This is a genomic window from Aristaeella lactis, from assembly GCF_018118585.1.
Taxonomy (GTDB): Bacteria; Bacillota; Clostridia; order Christensenellales; family Aristaeellaceae; genus Aristaeella; species Aristaeella lactis.
The window spans coordinates 2,274,595-2,289,351 of record NZ_CP069421.1 but is presented as its reverse complement, the minus strand read 5'-3'; the positions used below and the strand labels follow the sequence as shown (position 1 = coordinate 2,289,351).

The window sequence follows — 14,757 nt, the reverse complement described above, 5'->3', positions numbered from 1 at the left end:
TAATACGTACATATAAAAACACACAATGATATATAGCCTTTGCAGATAACATAAACATATACATAAGATATTGAAGGGCAGGTATAAGCATGAAGAAGTGGATAGGATTAGCGTTGGTTATTGTGCTCATGTGTCTTTTGCCGTATGCATTGGCGGATAATATAGTTGAATCCGGCCAATGCGGGGATGATGCATATTACATGCTTGATAAAAACGGCTTATTGACTATTACAGGAACCGGAAGGATATATATTGATTATTTTCGGGAAAGAAAAGATATAAAGCATGTTGTGGTTGGTGAAGGCATCATGCATGTTGATGGTTTTAGTGGATGCTCTGAATTGACCCAAGTGGATTTGTCAAAAAGCGTAAAAGAAATAGGTTCATTTAGCTTTAGTTCATGTAATAAGCTAACAAGTATTGATCTATCAAGCGTTTGTATAATATGGGATTGGGCGTTTCTTAACTGTCACAATTTAACAACTGCAACATTATCAAACAACCTAAAAGAAATCCATACCGCTGCGTTCCAATCTTGCCATTTAACAAGCGTAACATTATCGGATAGTATAGAATATTTAATGCTTCCATTCTCAGGAAATTCGAATTTAATATATTATATCCAAACATGTAATTCATATGCACATAAATGGGTTTTATTAGAGGGAAATTATGATACTACCATTATTATCCAGCATCACCAGAACGTTGTTATTGATCCGGCAGTTGAGCCCACTGAAACTGAGACAGGGCTAACCGAAGGAAAACACTGTACAGCTTGCGGAGAGAAAATAGTTCCACAGACAGTAATCCCAGCGCAAGATAAAAAGACTGCTTTTGTGACCAGGTGCTATGAACTGATTTTAAACCGAAAGCCTGATAATGATGGTTTGTTCTATTGGGTGAGTGGTTTGTTGACCGGCTCAAAGAATGCCTCAGATGTTATTAATGGTTTTATATCCAGCAATGAATTCAAGAATCGCAGCTTATCCAAAGACGCTTCTGTTGAGCTTCTGTATAAAACTATGCTGAACCGCTCTTCCGATGTGGAAGGAAAAGCATATTGGTTAGGCAAACTGAATGCTGGTGAGCCTTTATCAACAGTTGTTAATGGCTTCTGCTCTTCCAATGAGTTTAAAAAACTCTGTAAAGAATATGGTATTAATCCCGGATCGGGATTAGCTGTGAATACAGATGAACCCAATATAATACTGGAAGATTTGGTAACGCCTGAACAGTATGAAAAGATCAAGCAGTATGTTGTTCGGTGCTATGAGCATATCCTGAATAAATACCCTGATTCTGAAGAACTCTCCACATGGATAAACCTGCTTGCAGCTAAGAAGAAAGGGGCAGTAGATATAGTATATCGCTTCTTCTTAAGTGATGAATACAAAAAACGCAATCTAAACAATGAGGAATTCGTGAATGCTTTGAGCAGGTCCATGTTTGGATATTATGCCATGGATAAAATACCATCCTGGGTTAGGGAGATGGAAGCTGGAAGCACGATCAAAGAGATTATTAATGAAATTAGTGAATACTATGTTTTTGTTGAAATGTGCTGGGAATACGGAATGGATACGGGATATATCATTGCAGATCCCAGAGTGGTTCCTGACTCTATTACAGCAGAACAAAAAGAAAAAATCCAGGGCTTTGTTACTCGGTGTTATAAGATTATCCTTGGCAGAGAACCGGACCAGAAAGGCCTTGAAGAATGGGTTGGACTTCTGACATCCGGAAAGAAGGCGGCAGCGGAAGTTGTTTATGGTTTCCTGACAAGCACCGAATTTAAAAACAAAAAAATAAAGGATGAAGATATTATAGAAATCCTGTATAAAGCTATGTTGGGCCGCGGATCCGACGCGAAAGGAAAAGCAGAGTGGTTATCCAAGCTCGAATCAGGTTATCCTGTTGGTGCTATTATCAATGGTTTCTGTACATCAACTGAATTCAGGAGAATCTGTGAGGAATACGGAATCGCACCGGGATCAGTCAAAACCGAGGATTTCAAAAAGGAATCCCAGGAACCGACACCGGCGCCGGTTGATCCGACACTTCTCACATCTGCCAGACGGACAATTAACAAAGAAAAAGCCGAAGAATTTGTCCAGCGCTGCTACAAATATATCCTTGGCAGGGAAGCAGATCAGGGAGGACTCAATGACTGGGTAAAGCAATTGACAGGCGGACAGAAGTCTCTTGAACAGGTTGCTAAAGGTTTCTTCGCTTCTGCAGAATTTGCGAACAGAAACCTGGGCAATGAAGAGCTGGTAAAGATTCTTTATCGTGTACTCCTAAACCGTGAAGCAGACGAGACTGGCCTTGCAGAATGGACTCAGAAAATGAATGAGGGAACATCGCTTGATAGTGTGATAAAAGACATGACAAAATCAACGGAGTACAGAACAATCTTCAAAAAGATGCTGGAGTAAAGCAATGAATAAAGCAAACAGCACCCATCTGATCAGACACTCTCATTTCTTTGATCCGGACGAATATGAATGCTCCAGGTGCGGAGCAGTATTTAAGGACAAACTCAATAAGTGCCCAAACTGCGGTGCCGGCTTCCTGGGAGAAAAAGATGACGGTGGTTGGGTTGACGAGGCAGAGGAAATGGACTGGCTGATGGGGGATGACGATTGATATCAGCCAAGTATTGAAACAAATACATATATATGTGGAATTGAAATAGATAGTAAAGATGATCAGCTCCTTATAAGAAGTCATCCTGAATGTGGGAGGAATACTTGTGTTGAAGATTAAGCGGATTATAGCGATCATACTGAGTGCTTGTTTGATGTGCTCTGTTGCTTGTGCTGAAGAAAAAAGCAAAACAGTATTTGATTCTGTTGGCGGTTGGTTTGATCAAGCATGGAAAGATTCAAGCGATTGGGTTGGACAGGCATGGGATGACTCTTCGAAGTGGGTTGGACAGGCGTGGGATGATTCAACAAAATGGGTTGGCCAGGCCTGGGATGATTCATCAAAATGGGTCAGCCAAGCATGGAATGATTCTACAAAATGGGTAGGAAAAGCCTGGGAAGACTCTTCAAGATGGGCTAGTCAAGCCTGGCAAGATAGTACAACGTGGGCGGCGAAAAACTGGTCGAATTTTGTGATATGGCTAAAAACAATAACTTCTGACAATCCGTATTCATGGATAAGGGATATGGTTCTAGAAGAAGGAATCATTGCTTATGATGATTATGTCTCTATCCGCACTTTTTTATCTGAAAACCCGGATCCCTTTGCTATTAGGAAGAAGTGTTATGATACATTGTCGGTTTTTTCTCTTCTAAATGAGGAAAAAGATATTCTGTGGGATATGTTTTCTAGATGGGCAGAGGAACATAAAATAACAGCAGAACAGGTAGGTATACTTGCAATTCCATTTTTAGAAAGACTGAATATTAAGGGAGAAGAAGCTCTCGGAGAAGATATTGATATAACAGGACCGGCAATTGCGCAATATATAATTACTATCCTTGAAGCAATGAATATAAATTCTCATGAAGATGCAGAATCAAGGATAAAAGCATTGAGATCAAGCCTGGATAATCTTACCAGACCTATTGTTATCGGCGAACAGGATCAGAATATTGTTATTACGCAAGATCATTGCTATATCGAGAACTTTACATATAAAGATGGAAAATATCAGATCTTCATGCTTGTTTCTCCTAAAGAAGGAAACAATTCTGATATGCCATTAATGAGAGGGAAAAAGAATGATCAACTGATAAAACAGTATTTTCAAGAAGTGGAATCGTGGGGAACTCTAGAAAAACTGGAGATTAATGGCAATTTGGCCCAAGCACGTAGATTTAATACAACAATTGTAGAGAAAGCTGTTTTCTGTGAATCTTTGCAGGTATGGACTAGCAAAAATGATTATCTTTTCTTCGTTATAACTGATCAAGATTGGAAAGATGATGAGTTTAAGTCATGGTTAACATCTGTTACGTTATCGGAAGATGGAAAAGTCTCATTTGAAGCCGATTTTGCATCAGATGGCGCGTTTTACGGATTTAATCAGGCTGCTCAGAAGTATACGATTAACAGATATTTTGTTGAATCTAAGTTCGTTGTGGCAAAAACGGGACATGGATGGGCTGCTGAAAGAGGTAATAATCTGATAGACAATATAAAAGGTTTTTTCAAAAGAGAACACTCAACAGTTATAGGTGATAATAATGTCAAGAATGGGGCTGACAGAGTAACAACCAAAATAATCAATGGAAAAGAAACAATTATTAGTCTGATACAAACAAAGTACTATTCTACTGCAGCTCGGACTGTTAATGCATGTTTTGATGAAACCGGTTATCGATATGTTGATGCTGAGGGGAATCCAATGACAATGGAGGTTCCATCCAATCAATATGAGGCAGCGGTAAAACTAATGGAGAAACGTATTCAGAATGGAGAAGTAAGGAATGTGGATCCATCTGATACTGAAATGGCAAGAAAGATTGTTCGAAAAGGATCTCTTTCTTATCAGCAGGCAAAACACTTGGCAAAAGCAGGAACAATAGAATCACTTATGTATGATTCGGCACATGCATGCGTGTATGCAACTTCTGCAATGGGAATAAGTGCGCTTGTTGAGTTTGCATTTAGTTTATGGAATGGTGAAACAATGGAACAAGCTATTGAGCATTCTATATACAGAGGACTCAAAACAGGAGGCATTACTTTTATTGTCAGTGTATTATCCTCACAATTGTTGAAAACAGGGTTGAATACCACATTGGTACCAGCTAGCGATGCGCTGGTGCGAGCACTTGGACCCAAAGGTGCTGCGGCTATAATAAATGCATTTAGACCAGCAGGCAGTGCTATATATGGCGCTGCTGCTATGAAAGCTGCTTCCAGACTTTTACGAGGGAATATAGTAACCGCGGCTGTATCTTTTATTGTGCTGACTTCATTTGATATTGCAGAAATCATTCAAGGAAGAATATCCTGGAAGCAATTGGCTAAAAATGCAACAACAAACATTGCGGGCATATCAGCAGGCGCATTGGCATATATTGGAGGAAAGGCATTGGTTGGAACTGCGATTGCGCCTGGTGTCGGTACTGCGGTTGGTTTAATTCTAGGTGTAGTTGCTGCATGGGGGGCATCTGAAGGAGCAAAAGCATTAACAGACCTGATTGCTGAAGATGATGCTGAGGAAATGATCAAAATCATCAATGAGCAGTTTGCTATAATAGCGGAAGAATACTTTTTAACAGAAGTTGAAGTTAACCGTTCAATTGAGAACCTTCAAGGCTTATTAACACAGAATATGCTTAAAGAAATGTATCAATATGGTAACCATGAAGCATTTGCACGACAACTGATTGAATTGTGTATTGATCCAGTTGTCATGGAACGCCAGTATGTGTCTCTTCCTACCGAAGAAGAGTATTCGACAGTTCTGACAGAAACGTTAAAGGAGATATATTCAGAAATAGGAGATGCAGATCCTGCATAATATAATAAGGAGGACAAAAGAAATGACAAGTTTAGCGACTATTTTGCTGAAAGAATTAAAAAAGAAGCATATCATTTCTGATATAGACAAAGAATCAGAACGAGTGATATATGAAACAATTACATTCAACAAACCCGGAGACTTACATATTCGTGATGCTATCTTTGGCATGGGAACGATTTTGAAGGAAGATCTTGACAATCATTATTACATAACAAGTGTGAAGACTGGATTATTCAATAATGTTTTAGCATATGCCATTATTCAACGGAATGAAGAGGGGACCGCAGATATAGCTGTTTATGCTAAAGAGGGAATTATAAAACAGAACCTGGCGAGAAAAGCGTTAGAACGGATTCAAAAAGCGCTACAATAAAATGTTTGGTTGTTTAATGAGGACGTGCGAAAAACAACGGTAAACCTAGCCTTCTGTTATAATTTATTATAGGATTTAGTGCTGAGAAACAAACATATAAGCAGGTGAGAAAATGGGTACAATTCAGATTCTAAAAACTGGGATTACCAGCCTTCAAACAGATGCATTAGTGAATGCTGCCAATGAAGGACTTTGGCAAGGCGGTGGAGTATGTGGAATCATATTCAACGCTGCTGGAGCCAGTCAACTGCAAGCAGCCTGTAATGCCATAGGTGGCTGCAAAACAGGATCAGCAGTTATAACTCCCGGATTCAATCTGAAGTCTAAATATATCATTCATGCAGTTGGACCTCGATGGACAGATGGTAAACATAATGAACCAAAACTACTTTATAGTGCGTATAAGCAATCTTTGATCCTGGCAGTGAAAAATGACTGTAAATCCATTGGCTTTCCGTTAATCTCTGCTGGTATATTTGGTTATCCTGTTGATAAAGCATGGAGAAAAGCACTTCAGGCCTGCTTGGATTATCAGGAGAATAATCCAGATGTGGATATTGATATTCAATTTGCTGTGATTGATGATGATATCCTGGCGGAAGGCAAGAAAACCTTGGCGCAGCTACAAAAGGATAGAGAAACTCAGAGCTTATGAAATGCTTAAGGATATATGGATAGACTTGTGGGTTAGAAGATACTTGTGCGATAAATAATAAACATGATGTATATATGACACTGTTTCATATGATTTTAACCGCCAGGGACGTATCTTCGCAATAAAACGATGTGGAGTATATATGTTTATATACGAAAACAGCTAAATATTCATTCTTGTTGGCGGAGGACTAAGGACAGGGCATCACGACAAACAATACTATTATATATAATGTATGAAGAAGTATAGTTATTTGCTTGAGCTTATATTGGAATAAAAATGTATATTAACAAATAATTATGAGTTGGAGGATTATATGATTAAACATTTGGATCAAATGAAAGTATCCCAAATTTTTTCTATCAATGGTAATAGTGTATATAGCATTCCAAAGTATCAGCGTGAATATACCTGGGGCTATAGCGAGTGGAGTACACTCTTTAATGATGTAATGGAGAACGAAGAAGGTTATTTCCTAGGATCGTTTATCTGTGTGAATACTAGTTCACTTGGTACCAACAATTTGGAGATTATTGACGGGCAACAGCGATTTACAACGTTAATGCTTCTTTTTACTGCGCTGTATACAAAACTTAAGCAGTATGAGGATAAGATGGATGAGGACGAGAAGCATGATTTGATTAATCTGCGGTATGAACTTACAAATCGTGATAAAAAAGAATTCAGGCAAAGGTTGATTCTTCAGAAACAGAACAGTAATGATGAAGATTTCTCTTATGTTCTATCATCAAATGGAATAATTTCCGAAACCAAGACTGAACCATATTGGTTTGGAAATCGGAGAATAGCAAGGGCTTTCCGCTATTTTGCTAAACTTATTAATGACAAAATCGAAGAAGACAAGAATACCAGACCGATTGATGATTTGTTTTCCATAAAGGATAAGTTTGAGAAAGCTGTTCTGGTTGGGATTGAGGTTGATTCAGCAAAGAGTGCTTATATGCTATTTGAATCGCTGAATAATCGTGGTGTACCTCTTTCAGCAATTGATCTAATGAAAAACACATTAATTCGTTTTGCTGGTGATGAGGCGGATAGTTGCTATAATCAATGGAAAAGCATTTTAACAAATATTGGACCGGATGATTATTCGGTTCAGGAACGTTTCTTCCGCCAGTATTACAATGCATTTAGAAGCGAATTAAATAATCCTTTTAAGACGCCAGAAGATAAGAGGGAATATCCTCTTGCAAACCTTGCTACAAGGACAACTTTATTGGATATATATGAGGCTTTAATCAAAAGGGATCACCAAAAAATCCTTATGGATCTTCATGAAAAATCATATTACTATGCGATTCTGGTAAATAATAGTGATAAAGAATTTGTGTATACGCCGGCATTGAGAAATCTTGCTCGTATAGGAGGTGCCCCTTCATATATTTTACTTCTGTATTTGCTGTCTAATCAGAAGGCCCTTGATCTTCAGGATGAGCAGATCAACAGAATTGTGAAAACATTGATTACTTTCTTTGTCAGACGAAATGTAACGGATGTTCCTCCGACCAGGAAATTGATATTGCTGTTTATTGACATTGTGGGGAAAATCCATGATTATACAGGAAATGGAATTGCAGATAGCATTTTGGAACAGCTTAAAGCAGTTTCGGCACCAGACACACAATTTGAAGAAAAACTCCGCGGACCGATTTATGAAGAATTGACGGATGCTACCCGCTTTATTCTGTGCAGTATTGAGGAAAAGTATAGCACGAAAGAGATTCATACTGATCTTTGGATCCGGAATAATAAACAGTATGTCTGGACGATTGAACATATCTTCCCGGAAGGAGAGAATATCCCGGATCCTTGGGTAACTATGATTGCAGGAGAAGGAAAACGGGATCTTGCAAATGAATACCGTCAGAAATATGTTCACACACTCGGAAATCTGACGATTACAGGATACAATTCAAATCTGTCAAATATGTCTTTTGAGGAAAAACGTGACAGGAAAAAAGATGGAAAAGATATAGGATATCGTAATGGGCTGTATCTGAATCAGGATGTTGTTTCAGAAGATAATTGGACAATAGATCGGATAACTGCCAGAACAGATAAACTGGTTAAGATGCTGCTTGAGATGTACAGTTGGTAATATATAGTATTGTAGATATGTATTATATTGAAAGAATATATGAGGGAGAAGTACTATGGGTATATTATCAGGAATCCTTATTGCGGGGGCTGTTCTTGTTGGCAGTAAAGTGTTATATAGTGGTGGTAAAGCGTTATATAACGACATAAAGGAAGAACAGAAACGTAGGAATACACCCTGCTTATTTGAGGATGGATTTACTGAAGAACAGTTTGTTGAAATGGTAGTTGAGGCCAAAAAAGATATAAAAAGGCTTAAGAAGTATTATGTTGAGACTGCTATAGTCCATGGAACAGCTTTATCGCAGAGTGGATTGTCCGAATGGAAATTCACAATCGATTTTAATGATTATGGGCACTTGACTGGAAGATACTGGATCAAATCTGATAATATAGATTCGACGCTTCCTAAGGTATTTGCTGATAGAATAAGCGAGAGAATAATTCAAAATCGTCGATAAAGAATAAATGATATGAAATAATGATTGTCTGGATTTCTTCAAAATAATAACCGGATATATGGAGAATGAAGGGTGGAAATATGAGTCATGTTATTCAAGGCATGAATGATCTGAAAACACAACGTCCGGATCTTCTGAAGGATTGGGATTATGATCTGAACGCAGATGTCAGTCCTGAACAGATTTCTATAGGCAGCGAAAAGAAAGTATGGTGGAAGTGTAATAAAGGACATAGTTATCAGTTGAGTGTCGGACAAAAAGCACATGGCCAGGGTTGTACGCTTTGCGCAGGAAAAACTTGCGTGACAGGAATCAATGATCTTGCAACAATGCGACCAGATCTTCTGGAAGAATGGGATTATTCTTCAAATGGTCCGATTGATCCACGCACTATATACTATAGAAGTTATACTTCAGTTCAGTGGAGATGCGCTCTGGGGCATACATGGAGTACAAAAATAGTTACTAGAACAGAACAAGGAGCCGGATGCCCTGTTTGCAGCGGAAACACTATTCTTGCAGGCTTTAATGATTTGCTGTCTGGGTTTCCGGAAGTTGCATCTGAATGGGATTATGGGAAGAACGGTTTCCTGTTACCTTCTATGGTTGCCAGATTTTCAACAAAAAGGGTATGGTGGAAGTGTAAAGAATGTAATTATGAATGGAAAGCACAGGTCGCCAATAGGACTCGAAATAAAAGCGGATGCCCAAATTGCAAAAGATATTCGCACACATCTTTCCCGGAACAAGCGTTGTTTTTTTATTGCCGTCAGGCATATCCGAATGCTGTTAATGGATATCGATATAGCTTATCCAATAAAAGATCAGAACTTGATGTATATATTCCTGAACTAAAAACAGGAATAGAGTATGATGGTGTTGCCTGGCATAAAAATGATCATTCGTTTACCAGAGACTTAAAAAAATACGAGTCCTGTCAAAAAGAAGGAATAAGACTAATTCGTGTTTCAGAATTTCAACTGGAACAGGATCATCAAGCCTGTGATGCTTTTGTTTTTCGAAAATCTAATGATATGCGGAGTTTGCAGGCTGTCATAGAAGATGTTTTACATATACTGGAGGTGGATAGTGTTGATGTTGATGTCATCAGGGATCGGGATTTTATTATGTCGTTGTATATTAATGTCCAAAAAGAAAAATCATTGGCATTTTGTTATCCGGAAATCGCTAGACAGTGGCTATATGAAAAGAATGGTGATGTAACTCCAGAAAAAGTTAATTCAACTACTGACAAATGGTTCTGGTGGAAATGTGATAAGGGACATGAATGGCGAAATCCTGTTGTACGAAGGACATCAGCACATAGTGGATGCCCGTATTGTAGTGGGAAAAAGCTGTTGAAAGGATATAACGATCTGGAAACAAGATATCCAGAGGTGGCTAAATGGTGGGATAATGAAAAAAATGTTCCGTTACGGGCTTGTGATATCATGCCGGGAAGTGTTAAGTATTATTGGTGGATATGCGAAAAAGGGCATTCATATCAATGTAAGCCGAATGTGAAGACAGGAAAAGGAACGGGTTGTCCTATATGTTCGAATTCAATGATAGTGTCCGGCATTAATTCTTTTGCGGATTTATATCCGAAACATTATGCTTTTTGGAATAAAGATTTAAATGAAGGTGTCTGTCCGGATAAAATATCTGCTGGTTCAATGAAGACCTGTTACTGGAAGTGCTCGGTAGGCCATCTTTGGAAAGAAAAAGTAGCAGCTTTTTCCAGAAGAAAACCTGAATGCCCATTCTGCTCGGGTTTATGGCTACTTACGGGCTTTAATGATCTTGAAACAGAACATCCGGATTTAATTATGGATTGGGATTATGATAAAAACACGATTAAACCATCTGAAGTGCGGTCTAACAGCACTGTGCCAGCGTACTGGAAATGCCATTCATGTGGTTATGAGTGGAGAAATCAGATTAGAAGACGTGCGATTGATGGTGCAGCATGTCCGATTTGTTGCTACACGGATAAAGTTGTTACAAGTCGAATGAAAACGTTGCTATCTAGTGGAAGAAGCCTTGCTGAACGTTTTCCTGAAATTGCTGCAGAATGGGATTATGACAATAATAATGGCAGAACACCGGAAAATGTAACATTCGGAAGTAATTTGATGGCATCCTGGATATGCCCCAAGGGACATAAGTATAAAGCCAGGGTTACTGATAGAACCGGTAAAAAGAAATGTGGCTGTTCTTATTGTCGATATGAAAAAGCAAGTCAGTCAATGAAAAAGAAGAAGTATAATAAAAGATAGATGGATCAGAATTTGTTGTTTATCATCAGGGAAAAGATGCAAATGAAGCCATGGCTCTAGCAAACCGGCATTCCTTTGATAGCGCAAGGATCATAAAGATTGAAGAAGAGAAAAGAACAAAGATAAGCTGATGAATTAACATATTTCGATATGGCTGTCGAGATCTTCAAGTAACAGGAGGATAATTATATGGCTACTTGTGCACTGGAACTATACTTCAGAAAATATCTTCAAGAGAAAACCTCTTTGAAGCAAAGCTCAATAAAGCATTATTCGGAGGCTTTGAGGTGGATATCGGTCCATTTGCTGAATAAGGGACTTGTAACTAAAGATATCTATGAAGTATCAGATATAAACCGCCTTTATGAGTTTCGGGCTGTCTTGTTTGCAGATGAAGAATTTAGATCATTGAATATCAGAGGAAACAGTATGTATAGCGCGGGGTTGAACCATTATATAGCATTTGCGGAAGCAACAGATCTAGAGGATCATACTGTTCGAATTGACAAGATGGATACCCCAGTAGAACCGGGAGAGTATATTATTGAACAGGGGGTTAAAAGATGGAAGAGATCTGCCTTAATAAGAGAACAATCAATCCACAGTGCGGGATATCTATGTGAAATAGAATCCAAGCATACAACGTTTATAGCCGCAAGTACGGGCAGACAGTATATGGAAGGTCATCATCTAATTGCTATGCAAAGACAGGATATTTTCAATAATAGTCTTGATATCTATGCCAATATTGTGTGTTTATGTCCTTTATGCCATAGGATGCTGCATTACGCAACCAAAGACCAGAAAATGCCGGTGCTAAATCAACTATATGAGGCAAGAAAAGATAGATTGGCGAATAGTGGCATAAAGCTTAGCAAAGAAGAATTTGTAGAAATGACCTGCTGTTAGTTATAGTTTGAGACACATATGGTTATGAGAAAAATAGCATGAAGGGATGATAAAGGAATGGCGGTACCGAAATTCTTCGATTTTTTAGGGACGTTTTTAGTAGCCTTAGCAGATGGGAAGACTCATACATCTAAAGAGGTTAGGACTTTTGCCTCGGACGAAATGAAGCTTACTGCCGAAGAATTGGCTGAGTTGCTTCCAAGCGGGAAACAGACAACTTTTGCCAATCGTGTCGCCTGGGCAAGGACATATCTGGATCGAGCCGGTTTGATAAAAACACCATCCAAAGGCCATTATTGCATAACTGAAGAAGGGAAGAAGGCTTTAAAATCTGGTGTCAAGATAGATTTGGCTTATCTTGAAAAGTATCCTTCTTTTGTTTCTTTCCATAGTGTACAGACAGGCGAGTCTACTCAGAGTCCGATAAATAACAATGAAGAATCGGAAGAATCAAAAACACCTATGGAAATCTTGGATGATGCATTTAAAAAGGTAAACTCATCTCTGGCCAATGATTTGATGGTGGAAGTTATGAAGTTGGATCCCGGCGATTTTGAAAAGTTGGTGGTGCAACTTTTGCTGAAAATGGGTTATGGTAGCGGCATAGATAATGCTGGAGTAGTCACCAAACTTTCTAATGACGGCGGAATTGACGGGATCATCAAAGAAGATCTGTTGGGATTCAGTTCGATATATATTCAGGCAAAACAGTGGGCAATGGAAAATACAGTGGGAAGACCGGAAATACAGAAGTTTGCTGGGGCATTACAAGGGGAAAAGGCATCTAAAGGTTTGTTTATTACAACCGCTCATTTCAGTAAGGAAGCAAAACAGTATGCTGATAACCTTCATGGATCTAATATTGTCTTGATCGATGGTGATGCTTTAATGCGACTTATGATCAAATATAATCTGGGTGTATCTGTTGAGCAAACATATGAGGTAAAGCGGATCGATTCAGATTTTTTCAGTGACAGTTTCTAAATGTAGTCAAGCAGATGAATACATAGACTGCTGTTGTTATTTCTGGCAAGACTGCTATTGATATAAAGACATAATGTACCTTTTAAACCATAATAATTCAGTCATAAAAACAATGTGGAAAAAAGGGATATTGAATGATATAATAGCCATGATTTTGTTCGTCCCGTAGAATAAATCAATTATATAATGAGGTTGGTATAATATGGCATATATAACAGCTGCGGAGGTCGCAAAAAAATGGAATGTTTCTCAGCGCAGGATACAGATACTTTGCGCTTCTGGTCGTATTCCGGGGGTTTTCAAACTGGGAGCAGCATGGGCTATTCCCGAGAACGCGATTAAGCCGCTTGATATACGTAAGAATAATGGAAGGAAGATAAAAAACAGTGAATGTCATTGATTTGTTTTGTGGATGTGGAGGCTTTTCTTGCGGTTTTGCAATGGCCGGATTTAATACTGTTTTAGGGATAGATATGTGGAATGATGCTATTGTGACTTTCCTAAGGAACCATCCTGATGCAAAAGCTATTAATGAAGATATAACTAAAGTATCTGCCGATGAATTACTAAAAGTAGCAGGCAAAGAAGCTGCAGAGATAGATGTAATTATTGGCGGTCCGCCTTGCCAGGGCTTTTCAATATCAGGTAAAAGACTAATAGATGATCCAAGAAATAAACTATACAAATCATTTGTTGATATTGTTTCATATATTCAACCCAAAGTCTTTGTAATGGAGAATGTTCCCGGCTTAATCAGTATGGGAAATGGGGCGGTAAAAGCACAAGTTGTTGAAGATTTTGAAAAAGCGGGATATATAGTAGAAACTAAAGTACTAACTGCATCTGACTACGGAGTGCCTCAATCAAGACGGAGGGTTTTCTTTGTTGGAATTAATCCTCGTAAAATCCTTAACACTGAAAGATTCGCTTTTCCTGAGCCAACACATGGAGATGCCTTTTTTTTACAGCCTTATGTGACGTGTGAGGATGCGCTGTCTGACCTTGATTTTGTTTCGGAAACAGAAGTTTTACCAGAAGAAATAGATTATCAAATGCCTCCAAAGACAGAATATCAGCGTATGATGCGCGAGAATAGTCCTAAACTACATAATCATTCCATAACTATTCATACTCAGAAAACTAGAAGCATTATTGCTATGGTGCCGGATGGTGGAAATTATAAATCCCTACCAAAGGAATTATGGCAAACTCGAAAGGTGCATATCGCTTGGACGAGAATGAATAGCAAAAAGCCTTGCTTCACAATAGATACCGGCCATAATCACCATTTTCATTATCATGCAAACCGTGTTCCGACAGTTAGAGAATCAGCAAGGCTCCAATCATTTCCTGACAGTTATGAATTTATTGGAATAAAAACCAGTCAGTTGAAGCAGGTGGGGAATGCGGTTCCGCCATTACTGGCTAAAGCTATAGCAGAAGAAGTTGGAAAAGTTATTATACGAGGATAAATGAAGCAGGAATGCTTA

General features: G+C 38.6%; 12 protein-coding genes. All 12 read left to right on the top strand.

The window, feature by feature from the left end:
* The first annotated feature begins 89 nt into the window (after window positions 1-89).
* The 12 genes from JYE50_RS10685 to JYE50_RS10630 all read left to right on the top strand — a co-directional run bounded on the left by JYE50_RS10685 (window position 90) and on the right by JYE50_RS10630 (window position 14,739).
* The gene (locus tag JYE50_RS10685) at window positions 90-2,438 is read left to right on the top strand and encodes a DUF4214 domain-containing protein (protein ID WP_084095526.1); all 2,349 of its coding nucleotides are present in this window, start codon (window positions 90-92) and stop codon (window positions 2,436-2,438) included.
* Window positions 2,439-2,442: 4 nt separating this feature from the next.
* Complete coding sequence (locus JYE50_RS10680; protein ID WP_084095525.1) at window positions 2,443-2,649, top strand: zinc ribbon domain-containing protein; 207 nt, start codon at window positions 2,443-2,445, stop codon at window positions 2,647-2,649.
* A 106-nt stretch (window positions 2,650-2,755) separates the two neighbouring features.
* Window positions 2,756-5,485 carry a YeeR family protein gene (locus tag JYE50_RS10675; protein ID WP_084095524.1) on the top strand — a complete coding sequence of 910 codons (2,730 nt, stop codon included), beginning with the start codon at window positions 2,756-2,758 and terminating at the stop codon, window positions 5,483-5,485.
* 22 nt (window positions 5,486-5,507) lie between these two features.
* On the top strand, window positions 5,508-5,861 hold the full coding sequence (locus tag JYE50_RS10670; protein ID WP_084095523.1) for a hypothetical protein: 354 nt from the start codon (window positions 5,508-5,510) through the stop codon (window positions 5,859-5,861).
* Window positions 5,862-5,973: 112 nt separating this feature from the next.
* Window positions 5,974-6,516: a macro domain-containing protein gene (locus tag JYE50_RS10665; protein ID WP_084095522.1), complete on the top strand. Its 543-nt coding sequence runs from the start codon at window positions 5,974-5,976 to the stop codon at window positions 6,514-6,516.
* A 316-nt stretch (window positions 6,517-6,832) separates the two neighbouring features.
* The gene (locus JYE50_RS10660; protein WP_084095521.1) at window positions 6,833-8,635 is read left to right on the top strand and encodes a DUF262 domain-containing protein; all 1,803 of its coding nucleotides are present in this window, start codon (window positions 6,833-6,835) and stop codon (window positions 8,633-8,635) included.
* Between the two features lie 55 nt (window positions 8,636-8,690).
* Entirely contained in the window at window positions 8,691-9,095 is a 405-nt protein-coding gene (locus JYE50_RS10655) for a hypothetical protein (RefSeq protein ID WP_084095520.1), read from the top strand.
* Window positions 9,096-9,175: 80 nt separating this feature from the next.
* Complete coding sequence (locus JYE50_RS10650) at window positions 9,176-11,374, top strand: zinc-ribbon domain-containing protein (RefSeq protein WP_179138295.1); 2,199 nt, start codon at window positions 9,176-9,178, stop codon at window positions 11,372-11,374.
* A gap of 189 nt (window positions 11,375-11,563) precedes the next feature.
* Window positions 11,564-12,283, top strand: coding sequence for an HNH endonuclease (locus JYE50_RS10645; RefSeq protein WP_084095518.1), 720 nt, complete (start codon window positions 11,564-11,566; stop codon window positions 12,281-12,283).
* A gap of 57 nt (window positions 12,284-12,340) precedes the next feature.
* A complete protein-coding gene (locus JYE50_RS10640; RefSeq protein ID WP_084095517.1) occupies window positions 12,341-13,267 on the top strand; it encodes a restriction endonuclease in 927 nt (308 codons plus the stop codon).
* Between the two features lie 202 nt (window positions 13,268-13,469).
* On the top strand, window positions 13,470-13,667 hold the full coding sequence (locus JYE50_RS10635; protein WP_084095516.1) for a helix-turn-helix domain-containing protein: 198 nt from the start codon (window positions 13,470-13,472) through the stop codon (window positions 13,665-13,667).
* Entirely contained in the window at window positions 13,654-14,739 is a 1,086-nt protein-coding gene (locus JYE50_RS10630; RefSeq protein WP_084095515.1) for a DNA cytosine methyltransferase, read from the top strand. Before JYE50_RS10635 ends, JYE50_RS10630 begins: the two co-directional genes overlap by 14 nt.
* Window positions 14,740-14,757 lie beyond the last annotated feature (18 nt).

Coding starts and splice junctions, on each gene's coding strand:
- JYE50_RS10655 (WP_084095520.1), top strand. CDS start 8,691: ATGGGTATATTATCAGGAATCCTTATTGCGGGGGCTGTTCTTGTTGGC.
- JYE50_RS10635 (WP_084095516.1), top strand. CDS start 13,470: ATGGCATATATAACAGCTGCGGAGGTCGCAAAAAAATGGAATGTTTCT.
- JYE50_RS10640 (WP_084095517.1), top strand. CDS start 12,341: ATGGCGGTACCGAAATTCTTCGATTTTTTAGGGACGTTTTTAGTAGCC.
- JYE50_RS10660 (WP_084095521.1), top strand. CDS start 6,833: ATGATTAAACATTTGGATCAAATGAAAGTATCCCAAATTTTTTCTATC.
- JYE50_RS10645 (WP_084095518.1), top strand. CDS start 11,564: ATGGCTACTTGTGCACTGGAACTATACTTCAGAAAATATCTTCAAGAG.
- JYE50_RS10650 (WP_179138295.1), top strand. CDS start 9,176: ATGAGTCATGTTATTCAAGGCATGAATGATCTGAAAACACAACGTCCG.
- JYE50_RS10680 (WP_084095525.1), top strand. CDS start 2,443: ATGAATAAAGCAAACAGCACCCATCTGATCAGACACTCTCATTTCTTT.
- JYE50_RS10685 (WP_084095526.1), top strand. CDS start 90: ATGAAGAAGTGGATAGGATTAGCGTTGGTTATTGTGCTCATGTGTCTT.
- JYE50_RS10665 (WP_084095522.1), top strand. CDS start 5,974: ATGGGTACAATTCAGATTCTAAAAACTGGGATTACCAGCCTTCAAACA.
- JYE50_RS10670 (WP_084095523.1), top strand. CDS start 5,508: ATGACAAGTTTAGCGACTATTTTGCTGAAAGAATTAAAAAAGAAGCAT.